This window comes from Phenylobacterium sp. (genome assembly GCF_004297125.1).
GTDB lineage: Bacteria > Pseudomonadota > Alphaproteobacteria > Caulobacterales > Caulobacteraceae > Phenylobacterium.
Map to the genome: position 1 here is coordinate 94,955 of NZ_SCVD01000025.1, position 21,227 is coordinate 116,181.

Genomic DNA, 21,227 nt, shown 5'->3' on the forward strand with positions numbered 1-21,227 from the left:
GATTGTTGGACATTAGAATTCGTAACGCCCTGCTCGTCGGCTGCGCCGCGCTCGCCGCGACCGCGGTCGCGCACGCCCAGACCGCGGACCCCATCGCCGACCTGCTGGGCGAGCCCAAGCTGCCGGCCGCACCGCAGCCGTACGCGCCTGCGCGCCAGACGGTGGCCCGCCCGCTGAGCGTGAACGACCAGGCGCTGTTCGCCCAGGGGATCGCCGCGGCCAAGCGGGGCGACGTCTCCGGCGCGAAGAGCGCGATTTCCGGCCTTTCCGATCCCGTCGCCCGCAAGGTCGTCACCTGGGCGATGGTGGACGTGAGCTCCAACCTGCTGGGCTTCTACGACCTGGACGCGGCCCGCCGCGACCTGGACGGCTTCCCCCGCGGCCTCCGCCGGCAGATCGCCGCCGAGAAGGTGCTGGAGACCGCCGGCAAGACGCCCGCCCAGATCATCGAGTGGTTCGCCGGCCAGGAGCCGCAGAGCGCGCCCGGCGCCATGGCGCTGGCCTCGGCCTACCGCGGCCTGGGCCGCCAGGCCGAAGCGTCCGACCTGATTCGGCGCTGGTGGCGCGACAAGAGCTTCGAGGCCGACGTCCAGCGCACGATGCTGACCCGGTTCGCCGACCTGCTGACCGTGGACGACCATGTCCGCCGGGCCGACGTGCTGCTGTACGGCGCCCAGGGGCCCGCGGCGCGTGACGTGGTGGCGCTGCTGCCGGCCGACAAGCAGGCCGCCGCCCTGGCCCGCATCTCGCTGCGCGGGAACGTCGAGACCAGCTTCTACGCCTTGTCCCCCGAGGACCAGGCCAGCCCCGGCGTGGCGTTCGAGCGGGCCTCCTTCCTGCGCCGCCGCGGTCAGGACGCCGCCGCCGCCGCCGCGCTCTCCGCCGCGGCCACCGATGCGGTGACCCCGGACGCCGCCGACCGGGTCTGGGACGAGCGCTATCGCATGACGCTGGCCTCGATCCGCAGCGGCGACTGGCGCTCGGCCTATCGCGCGGCCGCCAACACCGGCCTCAACAGCGGCGCCGACGCCACCGAGGCCGAGTTCTACGCCGGCTGGATCGCGCTGAAGCAACTGAACGACCCCGTGGCGGCCGGCCGCCACTTCGCCGCCATCGAGCGGATCGGCTCGTCGCCGATCACCCGGGCCCGGGCCTTCTACTGGCAGGGCCGCGCCGCGGAGGCGCGGGGCGACCGCACGGCGGCGGAAAACTTCTATTCGCGCGGGGCCGAGCACGGGACGGCGTTCTACGGCCAGCTCTCGGCCGAGAAGCTGGGGCTGAGGCTGGTGCTGCCGGCCGACCCGGTCCCCACCGACGCCGAACGCGCCCAGTTCGAGGGCCGCGACGTGGTCCAGGCCATGCGCCTGCTGGCCGACCAGAACCAGCGCGACCTGTTCCGGGTCTTCGCCCTGCACATCGACGACATCGTGCCCAGCCGGGTCGAGGCGGCGCTGCTGATCGACGCGATCCGCGGCTATGGCGACCAGGACACCTCGATGAAGGCGGCGCGTGGCGCGGCCCAGCGCGGCCTGATCCTGGCCGACCGGGCCTATCCCTACCGCACGCCGCCGCAGGTGGCGGGCGCGCCAGAGCCGGCGCTGGTGCTGGGCATCACCCGCCAGGAGAGCGGCTTCGACCCCGCCGTGCGCTCGGGCGCCGACGCCCGCGGGATGATGCAGCTCCTGCCGTCCACGGCCTCGGGCGTGGCGCGGCGGATGGGCGTCTCCTATTCGGCCGCGATGCTCTACGAGCCGGACTACAACATGCGCCTGGGGTCCAGCTTCCTAGGGTCGCTGGTGAACCAGTTCTCGGGCTCGTACATCATGGCCGCCGCCGGCTACAACGCCGGGCCCGGCCGGCCGCCGCAGTGGACCGCCATGTGCGGCGACCCGCGCGCCGGCGGCCAGGACCCCCTCGACTTCATCGAGTGCATCCCCTTCTCCGAGACCCGCAACTATGTGATGCGGGTGATGGAGAACATGCAGGTCTATCGCGCCAAGGCGAACGGCGGCTCCGCGCCGATCACGCTCTCCAGCGACCTGCGCCGCGGCGGCTACAACTACGCCCCGGCGGCCTCGTCGGTGGCAAGCAACCCTTAGAAGACGGCGGCCTTCTCTCCTTGCGGGAGAAGGGGAAATCTTTACCGATTGAAATTGCGGTGGAAATTTTGCCGCGCAGGGCGTGTGCCGGAATTGTGCCGACACACGCCCGGTTTGGCGGGCTCGTTAGCCTCTCCGTTCCGACATTGAGGCTAACCAAGCTGCTTCCTTCGCAACCAAGCGATGCGGAACTCTTGCTTCGAGGTAAAGCATCGGAAGCGTCCCAAACTGCGCTCGTAGATGGTCTAGCGAGGGCAAGGAGCGGTCAGCCTCCAGGAGCTTCATGCTGACGTGCCCGTGCGTCGCCGCCAACCGTTTGACCCCATCAACGACTTCCGCGCGGGACAGTCTGGTCCCGTCCGGACGCCGTCCCCGTTTTCGATCTGCCCGCGAATAGCCGATCTGCTCGTACGCGTTGGTGAGCGTTCCGAACCGCTTGAAGTAGGTTGTGGCCGCGCACGCGGAGGACGTTTGTGTGATGAGGCGCAGACTGATCTCGCCGTGGCGTCTCCAGATCTGACGAAGATCGTTGAGCATCTCGCCGCTTGTTTTTCCCGCGCTCCCATCAAGCTCAGCTAGCCGCGCTTGGGCAGCCGCGAAAAGCCTTGGCGGAACGATGGGCTCAAATACGTCGACGAACTTCCACTTCGTGCGGGGGTGATAGACGCGGCCTTCACCGAGGTTGGCCGTCGTTTGCCCGACGGCCATTTTACCTATCGCCAACTCGCATCGAAGCGCGTCGTTGACCCGCTTCTTGTTCCAGGCAGTCGCATCCAGCCAAGTGATACCGCGCTTCGCGAGGTCCTCAGCGATGCGCACAGGGGACATCTGAGACCGGACAAAAAGGTCGAAGATCAGCCGCAGCACAGCCGACTGTTCATCTCCTTCGGGAAGGTACCGCAGCGATTGGTCCGGTCTTAACTTGCGATCTCCACGTCGGAGAACCTGCCCGAGGCTGCCGTCCGCGTTCACAATCTGGCGGGCTACGCCGTAACGACATGTTCCCCCCTGAGCGTATCCTGCGACGGCTCGTCGCCGCTTTCCGGCGCGGACTTTCTCTGAGAGTTCGCGACTATACTCGCCGGCCATCACTCGCTTGAGGTGCTTGACAATGACCCCACCGAGATCGTCGGAGAAATTCTCGGCGCAATAGATCGTTCGGACGCCAGCCTGACGGCAGATGAACTCATAATGCCCTGCTTCATCAGGATCCTGGTACCGTCCCCACCGGCTGACATCGAGCACTAAGATGTGGGAGAAGCGCGAGCTTCCAGAAACCACGTCTCCAAGCAAATCCTTGAGGCCCCCACGCCGCTTGATGGTCAAGCCGCTGCGTGCCGCGTCCACGTAGGACCGGGTGATCTCGAACCCATGTTGCTTGGCATATTCGGCGATCGCGGCGGACTGGTTTGCCAGGGAGTATCTTTGGTGATCTGTCGACATCCGCAGGTACTGCGCCGCGGGGATGAGTTTACTAGTCATTGAGTGGCCTCCTGAAGCCTCGCTATCGCGGTTCGGAGGTCCCCATCCCGCCGCAATCCAATTCCAGGCTCCGGTAGAGCTTGGAGGAAGTCGAAATGCTGATGATTTCCCGGTTCGCTTTGGTGGCCGCTCTCGCGACGACGCTTCCAGCCAATGCCGCCGACCTGTCACCTGATCGTTGGCCAGCCGCCGAGCGCGCCAAGATTGAACGCGAGGAGCAGGTGTTCTCGCCGCCCTATTCAGGTCTGGTGCAAGGCCGAGAGATGATTGTGGCCGCGACGCTCTCTCCCGTCGCGGTGCACGCTGGCGTGGAAGCGCTCAAACAGGGAGGGACGGCCGCAGACGCCGCTGCGGTCGTGGCCGTAACCCAGGTGACACTGGAGTTGGGGTCGATGATCTCCTACGCCGGCGTGTCGAAGCTGACCTACTATGACGCCAAGACTCGTCGCGCCTACTCTCTGGACGCAGGCTGGGCCTCCTACCTGGCGGAGACCGATCCCCGCTCGATTCCGGTGCCCGACACCGGCTTCTACGCCGTGGGCGCCGGACCCGTGGGCGCCGAGTTCGGTCGCCAGACTATGGTGCCGGGCTTCATGGCGGGGATCGAGGCGATGCACGCGCGGTTCGGCCGCCTTCCCTTCGCGAATCTGTTTCAGCCGGCCATCTGGTACGCGGACCACGGCGTGCGGATCTCGCCGCCGCTCGCCGACTATTTCCGCGCCCGCCAAGCGTATCTGTGGCGAACGGAGGAAGGCCGCCATTGGGCGAGCATGCCGGATGGCGCGTTGCCGAAGACGGGCGGCAACTTCCGGCAACCTGATCTGGCCGTGACCTTGAGGGCCGTCGCCAACCACGGCGCCAGCTACATGTACACCGGACGCTGGGGCCAAGATTACGTCGCCGCGGTGAGGGCTGAGGGAGGCAAGGCGACCCTTGAGGACATGGCCCGCTACAGGCCGGTTTGGCGAAAGCCCGCCGAACTCAAGTTCGCGGGCGCCACCATTTTGGCGCCCGGTGTCGCCAGGGGCCTGCCGTGCCCGGTGCTGGAGCAACTGAACCTCCTCAGTGGCGCCAAGCTCGATAGTCTCGGGGCCTACTGGCGCGATCCTGCGGCGTTCGAAGCTTACACCCGCGCGCTGAGCTGGACCTTCCTTGACTATCTTGCGGAGACCAGCGCGCAGCCGGACGGCGGCGATATGTGCAGGTCCCACCTGAAGCCCGGATATGAGCCGCCCGCCCTTCGATCCACGGCGGCGATGGCGCCGTCCGACCCGAAGGTGTCGAACAATCCAGCACACACCGCTTCAGTCATCGTGGTCGACAGGTGGGGGAACGTCGCTGCTCTCACCCACACCATCAACACCGTCAACTGGGGTGATACCGGCATCGTGGTTGGTGGCGTGCCGATCTCGGACGCCGGAGCCTCTTTCAGGAATCATCCCGCCGCCAAAGGCGGCGGACGGCCGCCGAATTTCCTGTCGCCGATCATCGCGCTGCGGCGGGGCAAGCCCGTCCTGGCGGTCGGCGCCGTGGGCCTCTCCCACTATCAGGAGGTCGCGCGCCTCGCAGCCGGCATCTTGGCCCAGGATCAGGACCCGATCGCCTTGCAGGAAGCTCCGACGCTTCTGCAGCATCAGGTTTCGAGCGGGCCCGCCGGCGTCGTGCGGGAAATTCCCATGCCCTCAGGCGCCTACGATCCGGACTTCCTGACGGTCGTGAAGCAGTCCGGCCTGCCGGTCCGAGAGGTCGGACGGGATATCGTCGGAGCCACGAAAGGTACCGGCCTCATGGTGCAGATAGACCCGCGGGCCGGGAGACTCAGCAGCGCTGAAATCGTCAATCGGTTCGGCTTTGCGGAGAGCGACGTTCAACGTCGCGCGGCGGTCCCCTCCGCGATCCAACTGGCTTCCGATGTCCTTGAGCAGTACGTCGGCGCCTATCGGGCGACCGAACCGCCCATGCTGATTACGGTGGCGCGCGAGGGCGATCACCTCTCTGTGGGCGTGGGAGCCGGTCGTCTAGAGATGCACGCCCGTTCTCCCACAGAGTTCTTCTCCAGGGGCGACAACATCGTCCACATGACGTTCAAGGCTGCCGCCGGCGAAAAGGCGAGCTCGACCGTGGTGCGGTCCAACGGCGGTGAGGTCAGAGCGCAACGGATCGACGAGGGCAAGCCGGGCGACGCGTTGCCGCGTCATTGAAGCGACCCGGCATTGAAAGCGGCGTCGCGGAATGAGCTTACTTGGGCAATGCGGAGGTGGCCGAACTGGCCTTCTTGATCTGCGCCAGAACTGACTTCGACAGCCGCGCTACCACGTGGGGCCTTGGGTCCACCACCTCGGCGATGTCGTATCGGATTGCCGCACTCATCACCGCGGCGGCCTCCGAGTCGTTCAAGCCATAGGTTTGCTTCAGCCAGCGCGCCATCCCGCTGGTCGCTGCCTGGAGGGAGGTGTCGAGCGTGTTGTCGATGCCATGCACCATCACGCTGTCAGCGTCTTCCGACCACAGCTGGCCCAGCCCCGGTTGCTTGGTCAGCTCCACCCGAAAGGTCACGTCCAAGGAAGTTTCGAGACCTTGGCCGCTGATCTCTCCATCGCCCTGAAGCGCGTGACCGTCGCCAAGGAACAGGTAGGCGCCGGCCCGGTAGACAGGAAAGTGAAGCGTCATCCCGGTCGTCACCCGACTGTAGTCGAGGTTGCCGCCGTGGATCCAAACGTCGCCGGCGTAGAGCGCCATGTTCAGAGGCGGAGCCACGCCGATCGAACCAATCATCGGCCTTGTCGGAAGCTCGAAGCCGGACAGCGCTTCGCCGGGTTCGGCGAGCCTCGCCATTCCTCGGCGGCGATCAAGAATCCAGTTGCGGCTCCAGCCAGCCACTGGCGTCTGCGTATGTCCCGGCTGCACGGCTTTGCGATCAAGGGCGCCGCTGTACATCTTCGCGCTGTTGCGGTTCAGGGCGACCTGTTCCAGATGCACCACCAGCGTGTCGCCCGGCATGGCGCCTTCGACATAGAATGGACCGGTCAACGGGTTGCCGGGCATGGCCTTCCAGGCCATCTCGGAATCCTGGCCTTCATTGTCTACCGTGGTGGTCCGGACGCGGTCGCCAGACCGCAGTCGAAGCACTGGCGGCGTGCGACTCGAATATTGCAGGGCATAACTGGTTGGCTTGAAGTCGATTACCCTACCCGTGTGAGCGGGCGCTAGCGGCGACTTCGCATCGATCACCATGGGAGCGCCGTAGAGGACGCCCGCGCCTCCGAACCCGTTCGCACGGAGTTGCACTCTCGCCTGTCCCACGACGTCGCCGTCGTATCGGAACGTTAAATCGGCCTCAGAGCCTGACACTGTCCCGTCCACGGCCAAGGGGAAGAATTGGTTCTCGTCTAGCGGACCTGAGGAGCCCGAAATCTTGCCGCTGTCGCTCGATAGCCGCATCGAGGCCGCTGCGACGCCGCTCGCGAACTCGACCTTTGCGTCCCAGACGCCAACAAAGGTCTCGGCTGCGTTCGCGGCCTGCTGGCCGAGCGCCGCCCAGGCGAGCAAAACAGTCAAGAGCCGAAGAGCGTGCATACCCCGACTGTGATCGGATTCGCGAGAACGCGGGCCAGGCGACGCGGCGGCTATCAGAGGGTCAGTTATTCTCAAGGAGCGGTTGTTCCGAAGGGCGATCTCCGAGTTCCGCGTTCCACCCTCCGCTGCCATCTACGGCGTCCGCAGTCGAGCAAACCGCCGGATGTCCGGTTCGTGGCGCCGAGCCGATGACGGAGTCCGACCCCAAGCGGACGTCCAGCCGAAGGAGCTGCATGTTCCCGGCCCATCACCGCTAGTCGGATCGGGTTAGAATAGGCTGTGCAAACCCTGGCGGCATGTCATCGAATAGCGCGCATGAGTTAGGGTAGCTGGACCACGGCATCCCCTGTGCACAGCGCACCGCGATAGTGGGCGACGGCAATGTGGGATCGGCGAAGCAGCCTCCGGCGAACCCGGTCTGGCCGGGTCTCCATGTCCCGAATGACTTCCAATAAAGGGTCGAGCCGCAGGTTGCGCAGAACCAACGCTTGCCCATGCCTTCGAGGACGGTCAGTGGACCTTCGACCCTCCTGACCTGCTCGTCGCGGAAGTAGACCGACCACCCAAATGGAGCCCCCGTGCGACGTTTGCAGTTGTCGCAGCAGCAAAGTCCGCTGCTGATCGGCTCGCCTTCGACCTCAACTTGGCACGCGCCGCAGGCGCATCTGGATAGGCGCATCATCATTGCGTGCCCGCGCTCCCTATCAGGAAAGCTTGCTACGTTGGGACGTCGCCGTCCACCTTGGGGCCTGCTGGATTCGGTTCGCGCAAACGCCGACTGCTTGGTTGGACGGGCACAGCGGAAGGCCGCATTCAGCTCCTCGCTCCAAGTACGTCAGGGCGTTTTCGCCGCTCGTTCTGCCGGCTGCCTCTCCGCCGCGCGCGCGGCAGCCAGGATGTCAGGCATCGCGTAGTTCCCCTCATGGCAGGCGAACTCGTAGATCGGCCCCTTGTCGGGAACAAACGGCATCTCGCCACGCCAAGCTTGGGTGTATGTGGCTGGATCGTCGACCTCGAAAGTGTAGCGGAGCTCGGTCGCTGAAACGCGGGTGAAGCGCTCTATCACCTTGGCGTCGGGCGACAGCATGAAGATCAGGCGGAAGTTCTCCTGCGGGTGGAAGTTGGTGGTTTCGACCACCAGGGTTTCGCCCTCCCAACGACCAATCGAGTCGCCCATCCAGACGTGGACACTGGGGGGAAGGTGTCGCCCACCGATGCGCACGATGCGCACGTCGTGGTTCATCTCAGACAGGATGGCGACTTCGCCCGGCGTCTGGATGATCTGCTTGCCGCCGGCGACAGCGGGATTCATGAACGGCGGCCCAGAAGAGCCAAGGCCGCCCATCAGGCACCGGTCGGTTGGCGGGCGCATCTCCGGTCCGTCGGCGAGGCTGGATTCGGCCGACGCCTCCATAGCCGCGAACCGCTTGCGCGCTTCGGCCCGCCACGGCAACTGGCCGTCTGCGGGGCTGACCAACCAGGAGGTGCGAAGCCGTCCGTCGATCCGAGCCAAGCGCTGCGTCGGCTGCCACTCGGAGACTCCTTGGCCCAGGCCTGAATTCACCCATTTGTGCCAAGAGGAGATGGTCGTGGTCTCGTAGGCGACCTCCTCTGCCTCCGTGGCGAAGGTGAGCGGGATCTTGCGCGGACGCTCCAGCATCGTCAGCGAGACGTTGGTCCAGAGCCCTTGCAAGTCGGGAGCGCCGAAAGAAGTGCGGGGAGCCTGGTAGGGGCGCGGCGTGCGTGGTTCGGCAGTAGCTGGCACGCCTGCCAGCCACGCCAGCGCCGCAAACGCCCCCAAAGTCTTCAATCCGACCGCCTTAGCCGCGCGTACCATAAACCCTCGCCGATGCATGCTGACTGCACCTCTGACAACCTAGGCGTTATCCTTTGAAAATGACTACGTTGAACTTTTAGAGTCCGCAGCCCACCCCCTCGCTGACGTTGGCGACGTCGGCTTTGCCGTCATCCAGCGCGTGGCGCGCGCTGGCCACGGCGGAGAGGCTCCCGCGGTCCGAAGGGACGCCTCATAGATTTGGGGCTTCGTTCGGGAGGACCGAGATTTCGCACGTCGCGCCACGACCGCGTCTCGCTGATCTCTTCTGGCATTCTTGGATCGCCTTGGCGTTCGCTCGCACCAGCGCGCTCGCCTCCGCAAGTTCTCGCCATGACGAAGCGTCTGCCTTCGCCATGAGGCGACGGCCCGCCTCCCACCGGGGCAGACCTAGCGTAGCGGCCGCCATTCGCTCGGGGGCCTGCCAGGTCTCCGGCAGCGCGCGGGCGACGGGTCCAGAGAGTAAAGTCCATAGACCGATCCCAACCACAACGCCGCCGACGGCTGCCGCAACGAGTCTGCGTCGGTCAGTTCGAACGGCCCGAACCGCGCCGGCTGCTTGGACCAAGTCGCGAACGCCCTTCTCCAGCGCACCTTTCGCCTGCGCCAGCTCGCGCTGTCCCTCATTCCGCGCATGAGCTGCCACCGCCGCGATCCCGGCGGCCATCTGGTTCGAAGTCACCGGCGGATCGGCAGCCAGTCCGTCGACCCGCTCGCCCACGCCATCGATCGCCTTCCGCAGCCCGGCCAGCGTGGGGCTGTAGTCCGGCGCCGCCGTTTCGACGGCGGCCGCTGCCAGTCCCTCGATCGCGCGGCGCAACAGCGCCACCTCGGCCCGCAGCTGCTCGAAGGCCTCGGTGGCGGAGGGTTCGTTGTCACTCAATCCTACCTCCCGCGATCCCAGTCCCGATCACGCTGGCTTCCGCTCGGACCGTGAGGCCCATCACTGCCACGACCACGCGTCCGCTCCCGTTCCAGCCCAGCGCGAGGTTCGGCCGCGTTCCGTTCGGCCGCTTCCAAGAGTTTGTTGGGCCTGCCGGCGCCCAACTCGGGATTGCGCTGCATGGCGCGGTCCAACGGCTCCCTGAGCCCTGGACGTTGCGCCTCCACGGCGCGTCCCGCCCGCTCCAGCGCGGCCTGCTGATGCTCCAGGACCGGCAGGCCCGCGGCGCGCATGCGCTCGGCATCGAGGAACGCTTTGGCGTACTGCCGCACCGCAGGCTCCAGACTGGTCTGGGCGCTCGGCGTCTGACCGAGGCCTTCGCCTCGGCCGGGTTTGAACCCGCCGAACCTTCCCTGGCCCAACCCGACCGCCGTCCTGTCGCCGGCCGCCAATCCGCGTCGCTCGGCGAACGTCTCCCGATAGTCCAGCGTGGTGTCTTTCGCCCGCTCCCGGCTTAGCGCGCGCGCCAACCCCTTGGGCTCGGCGAAGGCTTCGCGGCTGTAGTGCAGGTCCACCCGTTCCCGGTGCCGCGACAGCGCCACATAGGCGGCATGTCGGTCCATGTGGCCGCTGGCCAGGACATGGGCGCGGTCGACGGTCGTCCCCTGACTCTTGTGGATCGTGGCGGCATAGCCGTGATCGAGGTCGTTGTAGCTCTTCAGGTCCACCCGCACGCATCGCCCACCGTCGAGTCGCACGGACAGCGCCGATGCGCTCGCCGACTCCAACGTGCCCAGTGTGCCATTCTTCACACCGAGGTCGCGCTCATTGCGCAGGAACATCAAGCGATCGCCGGCGGCCATCTCCCGCGATCCGCGGGCCGTCGCGATGGTCTGGTCCTCGCCCAAGCCCCCGGCCTCCCGCATCGACGCGCGCGCCAAGCTGTTGAGCTCCGCGACGTCATCGCGGGTGTACGCGAGCATCACCTGAGACCTTTCGGGCTCGGCCGCACGGTGCGCCGCCCATCGCTCCACCAGCGCCGCCCGTGCCGCGTCCTGCGTGTCGTGGGCATGCACCATGCCGGCGCCGGCGTAGCGCGCCAGTGCCTCGCCGGTCCGCCCCGTCGCCAGCTCGCGCGTCGCCGTCCGCTGCCAATCCTCCCGTTGCCGGCGGATGGCGGTGATCTCGGCCGCACCGTGGCGCTCGGTGAGCGCCCGGAACGCCGCCCCGGCCTCGATCGCCTGCAACTGCTCGGCGTCCCCCACCAGCACCACTTTCGCCCCAGCGTCGCGCGCTTGGCTTAGGACGCGCTCCATCTGCCGCGAACCGACGAGGCCGGCTTCGTCGACCACCAGCACGTCCTTGTTCGTCAAGGTATCGCGGCCCCGGCTCCAGGCGTGTTCCAGGCTAGCCAAGGTGCGCGACGGGATGTTGGAGCCGCCCTCCAGGTTCTCGGCCGCCATGCCGGAAAGCGCCGCCCCGCGTACGCGATAGCCTTGCGCTTCCCAGGCGTCCTTCGCCGCGCCCAGCATCGCGCTCTTGCCCGAGCCCGCGTAGCCGATGACGGCGACCAGCCCTCGCTCGTCCGTCACAGCCCCGAACGCGTCGCGCTGCTGTTCCGAAAGCCGGATGCCCCGTGCCTCGCTCGCGGCGAGTCCGTGCGCCCTGGCACCGGCTCCCAACCCGTGTCCGCCTCCGGCCGCGAGCGCTTCCGCGGAATCCTCCAGTCGCCGCTCGACCGCGAGCATCTCCAGCGACGTGAACCGCTCGCGGCCCTGGCCGTCACGTCCCAGGCGGATGGTCTCTGGCGCCGCGCGCACCGCCGCCAGCGCCCGGTCGAACTGCGCCTTGTCGTCGGTGTGCCGATGAACGAACCGCGCCAGGTCATGGTCGGTGAAGGTGGACTGCTGGTGGGTGATGGCGCTCAGCGCCAGCTTCGGGTCGGCGATGATCCGCTCGCCGTTGCGCCGCGCAATCTGCCGATGCTCTTCGGCGCGCTCCGCGGTCTCGCCGCGATCGTCCCGTCGCGCGCCGGCCGGACCGATCTTGTTCTGCGGCTCGAGGTCGAGACCCTGGTCCTTGAAGGAGCGGTGGTCGATCCTGGCATCGATCCCGAGCTCGGCGAGCCGGGCGTTGACGTGATCGCTCCAGGCTTCGCGCCAGTGGTTCAGCAGTTCGGTGTCGTTCCAGTCGCGCACCTTCGGGCCGAAGCCGTCAGTCTTCGCTTCCCGCATGGTCAGCATCACATGCGCATGCGGCTTCGGGGTCCCGTCGTCGCCGACATCCCAATGCACATTGAAGTCGGCGACCATGCCCTTGTCGACGAACTCCCGCTGCACGAACTCGCGCGCCAGCTTCGCACCGTCGGCCTGGTTCATCTCACGGGGGATCGCGAACTCCACCTCGCGGGCGAGCTGAGCGTCCTTCCGCTTCTCACCCGCCTCGACCTCGTTCCAGAGTGTGGCGCGATCCTGCCAGCGCTCGGGCGAGCCATCCGGCGTCAGGATCTCGGAATGAACGACGCCGGCTTTGTTGGTGAAATCGTGCGCTCGACCGAGCCGCTCGTCCTCCAGCCTAGAGGCCGCGCGATAGGCCGCGGCGGCCACGGCGCTGGCGCCGTTGGCGCGGCTGATCACCTTCGCCGAGAAGTGATAGATCGCCATCGGCGGACCTTTCGACTTCCAAGCGCACGTCGGTCACGACGTATAAGCGCGCACTCCAAATCCAAGATTTGGTCGTGACGGCGTGCACCCTCACAAGCTGGCGACTATGGCACAAAACTCGCGTATGAGTAGTTGTTGTCGCAACCACAGCCTTCACCGATGGAGGACCACCGTGCGCAAACCCCGCGATATCGACGCCGAACTCCGAGCCCTGTCCGACAAGGCCAAGGGCCTCAAGGCGCGCAAGATCACCCAGCTCGGCGAACTGGTCGCCGCCACCGGCGCGGACAGTCTCGACGCCGATATCCTGGCCGGCGTGCTGATCGCCGCGGTCGAAGCCAAGGGCGGGGAAGTCACGGAGGGGTGGCGCCGGCGCGGCGAGGCTTTCTTTCAGCGCCAAGGCCGGACTTCGGGATCGGCTGCGGGCGGCAGGCGCAGCCCTGCGTCGCGTAGCAGCGGCGACGCGGCGGGCTGAAGCCGCCCGCGCGCGCCTGGACACCAGGGCCTGGGTCGTGGAACGCCGCGAACGCACCCATCATCTGATCGAGCTAGGCGGCCTGGTGCAAAAGGCCGGGCTGGACGGTCTCGTCGATGACGATCGCGCGGTGCTGTTGGGCGCGCTTCTCAGCCTCACTGATCAGTTGGCGGGCGAGGATCGCGCAGACGTGCTGGCGCTGTGGCGGCGGCGCGGCAAGCGGGCGTTCGCCGCGGACGAGGCTGCCGGCTGATGTGGCGGCTGGGGGCGGTTCGGTTAGTGGTGGTGTGGGCTTTCATCGCCAATTGTCTTGGTGGTTTGGGACTGCTCCTGCTGGGCATTCGCTCCGAGGATATTCCGCCGTTCTGGGGGAACGTCTCGCTCATCGTCGCGACCCTGGTGGGCGGTGCATTCGGCTACTTCGCCTGGCTCGGGAGCACGGTCACGACCGCGCCCACCGTGCATGGGAGCGCCGCGTTCGGCGAGACGCGGAAGGCCCGCGCGGCGCTCGGCGGATTGCATGGTCTGATCGTGGGCCGCGCGCCGGAGCATTGGCTGATGCGCTACGACGGACCGGCGCATCTGCTGACCTTGGCGCCGACCCGGTCGGGCAAGGGCGTCGGCGTGATCATCCCGAACCTGCTGACGGTCGATCGCTCGGTGATTTGCGTCGATCCGAAGGGCGAAAACGCGCGGATAACCGCGCGGGCGCGCGCCGGCTTTGGGCCGGTCCATGTGCTGGATCCGTTCGGCGCGTCCGGCGAGCCGACCTCGGGGTTCAATCCATTGGTGCACTTCGATCCGGCGAGCCTCGACGTCGCCGAGGATGCCGCGCTGATCGCCGAGGCGCTGGTCTACGACCTACCGGGCCAAGTGGGCGACGCGCATTGGAACGAAGAGGCCAAGGCGCTGATCGCCGGGATCATCCTGCACGTCGTGACCACCGCACCGTTGGAAGGCCGTACGCTCGGCGCCGTGCGGGACCTGCTGACGACGGCGCCGGATCGCTTCGAAGCGACGTTGCGGGACATGCAGCGTAACCCCGCCGCGGGTGGCTTGGTGGCGCGAGCCGCGAACCGGCATCTTGGGAAGAGCGACCGTGAGGCGACCGGCGTGCTGTCGTCGGCGCAGCGGCACACCCACTTTCTCGACAGTCCGCGCATGGTCGCGGCGCTGGCGCGGTCGGACTTTGCGTTTCGGGATCTACGCGACGGCGTCGTCAGCGTCTTCCTGGTGCTGCCGCCGGATCGGCTGGCGGCCTATGCGCGCTGGCTACGGCTGCTCGTGACGCAGGCGCTGAACGAGCTGGCGCGGGCAGGCTCCGCTAACGGTGGCGACGATGGGCGGGTACTGTTCCTGCTGGACGAATTCGCGGCGCTGGGGCGGCTGGAGCCGATCGAGCGGGCCTATGGCCTAATGGCCGGCTACGGCGTGCAGCTCTGGGCGATCTTGCAGGACCTGCATCAGCTCAAGGCCACCTATGGCGAACGCGCTGGCACCTTCATGTCCAACGCCGGCGTCATCCAGGTCTTCAATGTCGCCGACATCGACACCGCAAGCTGGGTGTCGCGTACGCTCGGCGTCAGCACCGAGGCCTTCTACACGAGTGGTTCGACGGAGAGTTCGGGCAGCTCCTGGGGTGGCCAGGGCGGAAGCACACAGTCGAGCTCCGGGACATCGTCCACGCTCAACTATGCGAAGCGCGATCTGCTCACGCCGGACGAGGTCATGCGGCTGCCGGACCACGTCATGATCCTGCTGCGGCCGGGGCGCTCGCCGCTGCTGGTGTCGAAGGTGCGCTACTACGCGGAGGCGGAGTTCGCCGGACTCTATGACGCGTAGAGCTAGCGCCCCGACTCTAGACCGTGCCATCGCTCTTTAGCTTCAGCCGGACGCCCGGCCCAAGATCGCCTTCAGGCGTGAGAAATACGATGCCGTGCGCTTCCAACTGCGCCTGAAGCCGGTCTCTCGTTCCGGCCTGCAGGCCACCCTTATTGGTCTCGAAGCGGAGGATCGTGGAGTCCGCGACGCCAGTACGCGATGCGAGTTCGCGAACGCTGATTCCAAGCGCCGCCCTCGCCATCCTGATCTGGGCGGGCACGATCATGTCAGCGAAATTCTCCGACTACTTGCGGATTTCCGTTGACTTTCTCGGTGAAATCCTCCGAATTGTACGCGAGATTCGGTGAGAAACCAGCGCCAGCAGGCGATCCTGCCGGAAGGTAGTCGGACATGCTCAAGATCAAGAATGACTCCACCATCGTCAATCGCCGAGCTCTCCTCGCTGGCGCCTCGGCGACGCCCCTCATCCCTGTCGCGGACTTCAGCGCGCTTCCGCATCAGTTCGACCGATGGGTCGCAGAGGCCTACGCGACGATGGACCTGGCATGGAGCATCCCGGAAGAGCCGGAGGGTCCCCGCGACCGGCTCTTCCAACGCGTCGATGAACTTGACCGGTTGATCTTGCGGACGCCATCTCTCGACGAACCGGCGATCCGCGCCAAATTCGGCTTTCTGCGTTGGATCGCAAAGAACGACGCCGACCCGGACGAACGAATCGCCCTGGACCACCTTGGCGAGTTCATCCGCCAACACTGCACAGGCCCCTGGGACCTCTACACGCCGCGCTAGGCGCCGGCCCAGCCGTGGAGTGCAGTCATGACCTCTTCAGCCCATATTCGCAGCGTCCGCTACCTCGATTTTGGAACCTCGTACGTCGAGGCGGCCAGGGGACTCCTTCGCCTCCCGAACTTCGAGCGTGTCCGCACGCCCTTCTACGGCCTGCTGGGGCACGGCCTCGAACTCGGCCTCAAGGGCGTCATCGCGCGCGGCGGATGTGATGACGAACGCCTGATGTGGCTCGGACACGATCTCGACTGGGCGTGGCATCTGGCTCAGGGGCAAGACAGCGTGGGGTCGATCGAGGTCGAGAGGGTTGGCGCGGTGATCGGCGGGCTCAGCCGACCGCATCAGGCCCAGGCTTTCCGCTACCCCGCGTATCTATCCTGGCGGCTTCCGGACCCCGGCGCCGCGATGTCGGCCGCCCAACTCTACTTGGGCGGCGCGCGCCGCCTCGGTTATTAGGCCGGGAGGCGATGATGACCGATCTTCCCGAACCTCGCGGCCCTCAGCTCTCCCGCCGCGCCGTGCTCTCGGCGCCAGCTGGCTTGGCGGCGCCGGCCCTCGCCGACATGCCGGGCGACGATTGCGTCGCGGTCTGCCGGACCTGGCTGGCGAACAAGGCCGAGATGATGCGGTTGCTCGACCGCTGGGCGGAAATCGAAGACCGACTCATGGATGCCGGCCGGTTGGCGGGATCAGGCCATGTGTCGGGGGACATCCACCAAGCGGCGCCGCTACGCGCGATCGACGCGCGGCTAGATGAACTGAGGGCTGAGCGCGAGCTGTTGGCCCCCAAGCTTTCGGCCTTGAAGGCGACGACGCGTGAGGCCGTCATGCTGAAGCTCGACGTGGTGACGGCGGAGTTGTTCGTGCAGGACTTTCCCGTCATCTACGGCTTGCTTCATACCGCCGTCCGGGAGCTCGACGCCCTGTGGCGACCCGACAATGGCCAGGTCGCTGGGCGGATCGCTCTCGCTCGGCGCGCAATCCCTAGGTGAGACCATGGCTCTGAAACCCGAGATTCTCCGCCATCCGATCGATACGGCCGTCGGCGCGCGTATCCGCATGACCCGTAAGGCGCGAGGCGTCAGCCAGAATGCCCTGGCGGAGTCTGTCGGCCTGACGTTCCAGCAGATCCAGAAGTATGAGAAGGGCGCCAACCGCGTCAGCGCGTCGAAGCTGGCCGAGATCGCCGACTTCCTGAAGGTGCCCGTGGCCGAGCTTTTCGGCGCCGAAGGTGCGGGCAGCGGGTTGACGGATGAACTGGCCGAACTCCTGGGCGAGCCCGGCGCGCTCCAACTTCTGAAGACATACTGCCGGCTGCCGCGGTCGCAGCAGTCGGCGCTGGTTGGGTTTCTCGGCACGTTGCCGACCGGTCACGATGACGACCAGTTGTGTGAAGTTTCAGAGCAGCGTGTCGCCGCAAGGTCCTGAAGGTCCTCTGAGCTGACGTTGGGAGAGTCAGCTTTACGCCTGGCAGCGACTGGGGGCTGGTTTCCCTCGTACGGTTAGCTTGCTATCGCCCTTAGAGCCTTTTCCATGGAAAAGTTGCCCGTACTCCCATCCTCGAAAGTCACGCCATAGCATCGCGTGGTGTAGCCTGGGCCCCGATCGTGTGTGGGATGGAAGGATCGCGGAAATGATCGCAATTCCCAGCCGGTCTTGGCGCAGTAGTCCTCGTAAATGGCCCGAATGTCAGCCAAGTCGCCCCCGGAAAATGCCTGATTCAGCTCTTGGCCATTTAGGATAAGCGTAAAATGCTCTTTGGCGGCTGTAACGGTCCCGAAGACCCTTCCAGTCTTTAGTGACACTGATCTCGCCATGACAAATCTCCATAGTGGCCTCGCTATCTAGCGGGCGGCGGCATCCACCAATTAGAATCAGACACGCGGAGTAATGCGTGCAGCGGTCCTGATGTCGGCGATCTGTGTACCGAGCGCCTGGAGGTTTTGACGCATATCGGTGAAAACCGGCTGTTCGGCCTCCGGGTCGCTGATGGTGACGATCGCCGTGAATGGCACGCCCTCTTCGGGCATGACCTCCCCCGCGCGGGTCAAATAATCGACGAACAGCCGCCAGTTCGACGACGGGCCGAGACCCTGCGGGAAGGTTTTGGCCAGAACCTTGACCGGGCTCCACTTCAGGTCGTGCTCGATCAGCTCCGCTTCAACGGCCGGCGATTCCCGTTTTGACGGGAGATAGAGCGGTTCAAGTCGACCCTTCCAGCCTCCGCCGGCCTGCTCCTGCTGCAAGGTGGCGTTGATGTTCACCCGCACGAACTCCGAACCGAACCGCGCATCCAGCGGCGGTGTGGAGACAAGGGTGATCTTCGCCCGGCCCCGGCACTTGCCGCCTGGGCCCACCAGCGACGCCGGCCACGCAAAGCGGAAATTGATCTGCTGATCGCGCCGAATACGCGAAGCAAAGACGAGCGTGATGGCGTGGTCGCCCGTTTCAAGAATCCGATCAGCCGACGGCGGCATGCCGAAGCCGACCATGTGCCGCGCAATTGGCGCGAGGGCCTTGGATTGCAGCGGCCCCGGCATTTCGGCGTGGTGGACCAGCAAACCGATCAAGGTCTCGCGCGAGACCTCCCCCTCAATGGCGTGGTCAAGCACGGCGGCGGTTTTCGCGGCGAGCGGCGAGGCGTAGCTGGTGCCGCAGCCATCGACGATCGCGCCATCGGGCAGGATCGAGAACAGCCCGTGCCCGAGGACGGGATGCTGGGAACCCGCTCCGCCGACATGCGCCAAGTCGGGCTTGACCCCAGCGCGCAGGCCGGGACCACGCCGACTGTAGCGCGTAGGCGCGAAGGGCAGGCAGCCGTCGTGCCCCGGAGGGTTCAACGCGGCGACGGCGACGTTGCGGGCGCTCTCGGCCGGTGTCAGCAAACCGTCGTTGCGGGCGTTAACGAGATTGGCGAGCGCGGTGGTCGCGTCGGCCGGCCATTCGGCGCGGAGATCCTGAGGCTGGATATTTCCCGCTGAAATGAACACGACCGCGTTGTTGGTTTCAGCAATCTGGTCGAGCCGCGCGGCGTGGGGGCTGTACCGATCGGGTGCCGCCGGTTGCAGGATGTTCAGGCTCATGTTGAACACCCGCACGCCGTGCCGGGCGCGGGCGTCTGAAACGGCCGTTTCCATCTCGTCGAAGAACTGCGGCAACCCCTCGGGATAATAGGAGGCGAAGGCTCCGGCCTTGCGCTCATTCGGGAAGACGGCGACGTCCACCAGCTCCGCGCCATCGGGCTCAGGGCAGGTTTGCGCGCCGTTTAAAGCGCCGCCGACTGCGGCGAGGCCGCCGATGAAGGTGCCATGTGCGAGGTCGGCGTCTTCGTCGGCGAGAATGTCCCACCGATCGATCACCCAATCCGACAGCGCTTCGCTGATGCCGCCGTCGATGATGCCGAGCCGAGGATGGGTACGGCGGCTGTCGCGAATTGGGACGGTGACGTTGGTCGGCCGCGTGCGCGGCGTGGGCGTGGCCGAACCTGCCGCCCGGACGACGATGCCGGGCAGTTCGACTCGTCGCACGAGCGGATGGCTGTCCAGGAAGGCGAGCAGGCGGGCGTGGCGTTTGAGGTCGGGATTGAACACCGCGAGGTCGCGGCGGCGCTCGCTGAACGAGGTTTCATTCAGCCGCAAGACAGGTTGATCGCTGGATTGGTCGAGCCGGACGGAGAGGATCGGCTGCTTGTGGCGGTGATTTGGCAACCGCTCCACCGCGAGCCCATAATCGAGAGCATTGAAGCCTGCGACGAAGCTCTCGGCGAGGCGACGATGGCCTGCGTCAAGGAGATCCCATTCCGACCGGGGCGGCGGGCTGTCGAACAGCTCGACCTGGTAGCTGCTGCCGGTCATCGGGTTTGAAAGCCATGCGACGGCTTCCTCTACCGAGAAGCTGCGGCGATCGGCAGGACCGTAGAGCTCGACCCGGTCGATGGCACCGGTTTCGCTCTTTCGGGCGGACGGGTGAGGCTCATCCTTCTGCTTCTGTTCGTTGTAGCGCATCTCCGTGTGGGTCTCGGCCTTGGCGATCTCGGCCGCGACTTGGAGGAGTGTGCCCGGACGGGCCTCAATGATCATGACGCCGAGATCGCCGCCGCCGACGGTAGGTGTGCGATCGTGGCGGAACAGGCTCGCAACCGGCCGGTGACTTTTCGCCCAAGCTTCACGGCGCAGAATGACCTTCACAAAGCCCACGTCGCCTTGCGACTGAGCGCTGAGGACGCCGGAGATGGTGTCGATCTGGCTCATGAGGGCAGTGCGATGCGCAACGAACTCGGCGTCGCGATGCGCGAAGAAGTCCTTTCGGCCCCCGCCGCCCCCCGCTTCGCGGGCCTCCTCATAGTTTTCTGGATTGAGGACGATCTGGATCGGACTAGCCATTCAGCACCTCGCCGTCTCCGGACTTGGCTGCCCGGCCGAGCTGACGGCTGACCGTCGACTTGTCCTTGCCGGCGATCTCGCCGATGTCGGCCATCGAGAAGCCGAGGATTGGATCATCCCGCATGGCCCGGAACAGATTGCTGGAGTCATCGAACAGCAGCGCGCGGCGTTCGCTTTGGACCCGAGCCGCGTTCAGTGTGGCGAACTGGCGGAGCGTATCGAGCAACCCGCGCTTGTCCTCCTCCCGTACTGTGGTGGCCTTCTTGTAGGTGCGCACGAGGGACTCGATCTCGGCGCCGGTCGAACCCTCGGTGAACCATGCGATCAGACGCAAATGGATTTCCGGGGCCTTTACGGGGGGCATGAAATGGGCGGCGATCGCCTTCCGCATCTCGAAGTCCGGCCTCGGAATCTCAAGCTGAACCTCGAACCGCCGCCAGACGGCCGTGTCCAAAAGCTTTGGATGGTTGGTGATTCCGATCGTGAACCCAATATCGCGGCGAACATCGAGGTTCTGCAGGAGCGCATTCACAACCCGCTTTATCTCTCCTACCTCCTGCGGGTCGTCTCGAACCTTCGCGATGGCGTCGAACTCGTCGAGTAGAAGAACGCAGCGATGGCGGTTCGCGAACGTGAACAGATTGCCGATGTTGCGCGCGGTGGTGCCCAGGAAGGACGACACCAGACCGTCCAGCTTCACTAGCACCACGGGAAGATCGAGCCGCTGGGCGATCCAAAGCGCCAGGCGGGTCTTCCCCGTTCCCGGCGCGCCGTAGATGAGGCAGGTCTTCGAAGGCCGGATGTCAATCTCGGATAGGGCTTCGAAGTTGGTCCATTCTTCGATGATGGTTTCGATGGCCTGGCTAACGGTTGCGTTGAAAAGCGGTGCTGTCGGCTGAATGTCCGCCGGAAAGATGACGTCCGCTAGCGCCGCCGCCGTTTCGCGATCGACAGGGACGGGTGTATTGCGCGTCAGAACCTCGCCGGCGAACTGCGTCTTGGAACGCTCAATGCGGCTCGGTGACAGCTCCTTCGTCCGATCCGCCGTCGTCAGGATGCTGGTCAAGGCGGCGGACTGTTTCGACTCGCCATCCTTGGCCAGCGCATCGCGCAGGCGCTCGATCTGCTTGCGCAGGGCTGGTGACGCATCGGCCATAGCCGCGCGACATAAAGCCTGAACAATCGTGAAGTGTTCCATACGCTAC

The 21,227-nt window shown here is 66.1% G+C and carries 18 protein-coding genes; 9 read left to right on the forward strand and 9 right to left on the reverse strand.

Annotation, left to right across the window (positions count from 1 at the left end):
• Positions 1–5 precede the first annotated feature (5 nt).
• Positions 6–2,099, forward strand: a complete 2,094-nt coding sequence (locus EPO51_RS18140; RefSeq protein WP_293353111.1) for a lytic transglycosylase domain-containing protein — start codon at positions 6–8, stop codon at positions 2,097–2,099.
• Between the two features lie 126 nt (positions 2,100–2,225).
• Here the strand turns inward: EPO51_RS18140 and EPO51_RS18145 are convergent, their stop codons facing one another.
• Positions 2,226–3,581, reverse strand: coding sequence for a recombinase family protein (locus tag EPO51_RS18145; RefSeq protein WP_293353113.1), 1,356 nt, complete (start codon positions 3,579–3,581; stop codon positions 2,226–2,228).
• A gap of 95 nt (positions 3,582–3,676) precedes the next feature.
• On the opposite strand from EPO51_RS18145, the gene EPO51_RS18150 reads away from it, so the two are divergent.
• A complete protein-coding gene (locus tag EPO51_RS18150; protein ID WP_293353115.1) occupies positions 3,677–5,782 on the forward strand; it encodes a gamma-glutamyltransferase in 2,106 nt (701 codons plus the stop codon).
• A gap of 37 nt (positions 5,783–5,819) precedes the next feature.
• Here EPO51_RS18150 and EPO51_RS18155 read toward each other — a convergent pair whose 3' ends face one another.
• The 5 genes from EPO51_RS18155 to traA all read right to left on the reverse strand — a co-directional run bounded on the left by EPO51_RS18155 (position 5,820) and on the right by traA (position 12,537).
• On the reverse strand, positions 5,820–7,139 hold the full coding sequence (locus tag EPO51_RS18155) for an acetamidase/formamidase family protein (RefSeq protein ID WP_293353117.1): 1,320 nt from the start codon (positions 7,137–7,139) through the stop codon (positions 5,820–5,822).
• 271 nt (positions 7,140–7,410) lie between these two features.
• Complete coding sequence (locus EPO51_RS28080; protein ID WP_363200957.1) at positions 7,411–7,842, reverse strand: GFA family protein; 432 nt, start codon at positions 7,840–7,842, stop codon at positions 7,411–7,413.
• Positions 7,843–7,992: 150 nt separating this feature from the next.
• On the reverse strand, positions 7,993–8,967 hold the full coding sequence (locus EPO51_RS18160) for a hypothetical protein (protein WP_293353119.1): 975 nt from the start codon (positions 8,965–8,967) through the stop codon (positions 7,993–7,995).
• A 217-nt stretch (positions 8,968–9,184) separates the two neighbouring features.
• A complete protein-coding gene (locus EPO51_RS18165) occupies positions 9,185–9,874 on the reverse strand; it encodes a DUF6118 family protein (protein ID WP_293353121.1) in 690 nt (229 codons plus the stop codon).
• Positions 9,875–9,876: 2 nt separating this feature from the next.
• Positions 9,877–12,537 (reverse strand): Ti-type conjugative transfer relaxase TraA, encoded by a 2,661-nt coding sequence (gene traA, locus EPO51_RS18170; protein ID WP_293353123.1) that lies wholly within the window; start codon positions 12,535–12,537, stop codon positions 9,877–9,879.
• Positions 12,538–12,709: 172 nt separating this feature from the next.
• Here traA and EPO51_RS18175 point away from each other — a divergent pair, with 172 nt between their 5' ends.
• Genes EPO51_RS18175 through EPO51_RS18185 form a run of 3 tightly spaced genes read left to right on the forward strand, consistent with a single transcriptional unit; the run spans position 12,710 to position 14,854 of the window.
• Positions 12,710–13,012 carry a conjugal transfer protein TraD gene (locus EPO51_RS18175; RefSeq protein WP_293353125.1) on the forward strand — a complete coding sequence of 101 codons (303 nt, stop codon included), beginning with the start codon at positions 12,710–12,712 and terminating at the stop codon, positions 13,010–13,012.
• Between the two features lie 37 nt (positions 13,013–13,049).
• Positions 13,050–13,265, forward strand: coding sequence for a conjugal transfer protein TraD (locus EPO51_RS18180; protein ID WP_293353127.1), 216 nt, complete (start codon positions 13,050–13,052; stop codon positions 13,263–13,265).
• A complete protein-coding gene (locus EPO51_RS18185; RefSeq protein WP_293353129.1) occupies positions 13,265–14,854 on the forward strand; it encodes a type IV secretory system conjugative DNA transfer family protein in 1,590 nt (529 codons plus the stop codon). Before EPO51_RS18180 ends, EPO51_RS18185 begins: the two co-directional genes overlap by 1 nt.
• A 16-nt stretch (positions 14,855–14,870) precedes the next feature.
• On the opposite strand, the gene EPO51_RS18190 is transcribed toward EPO51_RS18185, so the two are convergent.
• Positions 14,871–15,119 (reverse strand): helix-turn-helix domain-containing protein, encoded by a 249-nt coding sequence (locus EPO51_RS18190; RefSeq protein WP_293353131.1) that lies wholly within the window; start codon positions 15,117–15,119, stop codon positions 14,871–14,873.
• Between the two features lie 125 nt (positions 15,120–15,244).
• On the opposite strand from EPO51_RS18190, the gene EPO51_RS18195 reads away from it, so the two are divergent.
• From EPO51_RS18195 to EPO51_RS18210, 4 genes are read left to right on the forward strand one after another with little or no spacing between them, the layout of a single operon-like run.
• Positions 15,245–15,643, forward strand: a complete 399-nt coding sequence (locus EPO51_RS18195; protein WP_293353133.1) for a hypothetical protein — start codon at positions 15,245–15,247, stop codon at positions 15,641–15,643.
• Between the two features lie 27 nt (positions 15,644–15,670).
• Positions 15,671–16,096 (forward strand): hypothetical protein, encoded by a 426-nt coding sequence (locus EPO51_RS18200; RefSeq protein ID WP_293353135.1) that lies wholly within the window; start codon positions 15,671–15,673, stop codon positions 16,094–16,096.
• 14 nt (positions 16,097–16,110) lie between these two features.
• Positions 16,111–16,632 (forward strand): hypothetical protein, encoded by a 522-nt coding sequence (locus EPO51_RS18205; RefSeq protein WP_293353137.1) that lies wholly within the window; start codon positions 16,111–16,113, stop codon positions 16,630–16,632.
• A 4-nt stretch (positions 16,633–16,636) separates the two neighbouring features.
• On the forward strand, positions 16,637–17,068 hold the full coding sequence (locus EPO51_RS18210; RefSeq protein ID WP_293353139.1) for a helix-turn-helix domain-containing protein: 432 nt from the start codon (positions 16,637–16,639) through the stop codon (positions 17,066–17,068).
• 446 nt (positions 17,069–17,514) lie between these two features.
• Here the strand turns inward: EPO51_RS18210 and EPO51_RS18215 are convergent, their stop codons facing one another.
• The gene (locus EPO51_RS18215; RefSeq protein WP_293353140.1) at positions 17,515–20,022 is read right to left on the reverse strand and encodes a S8 family peptidase; all 2,508 of its coding nucleotides are present in this window, start codon (positions 20,020–20,022) and stop codon (positions 17,515–17,517) included.
• Positions 20,015–21,220 carry an AAA family ATPase gene (locus tag EPO51_RS18220; protein WP_293353142.1) on the reverse strand — a complete coding sequence of 402 codons (1,206 nt, stop codon included), beginning with the start codon at positions 21,218–21,220 and terminating at the stop codon, positions 20,015–20,017. Before EPO51_RS18220 ends, EPO51_RS18215 begins: the two co-directional genes overlap by 8 nt.
• Positions 21,221–21,227 lie beyond the last annotated feature (7 nt).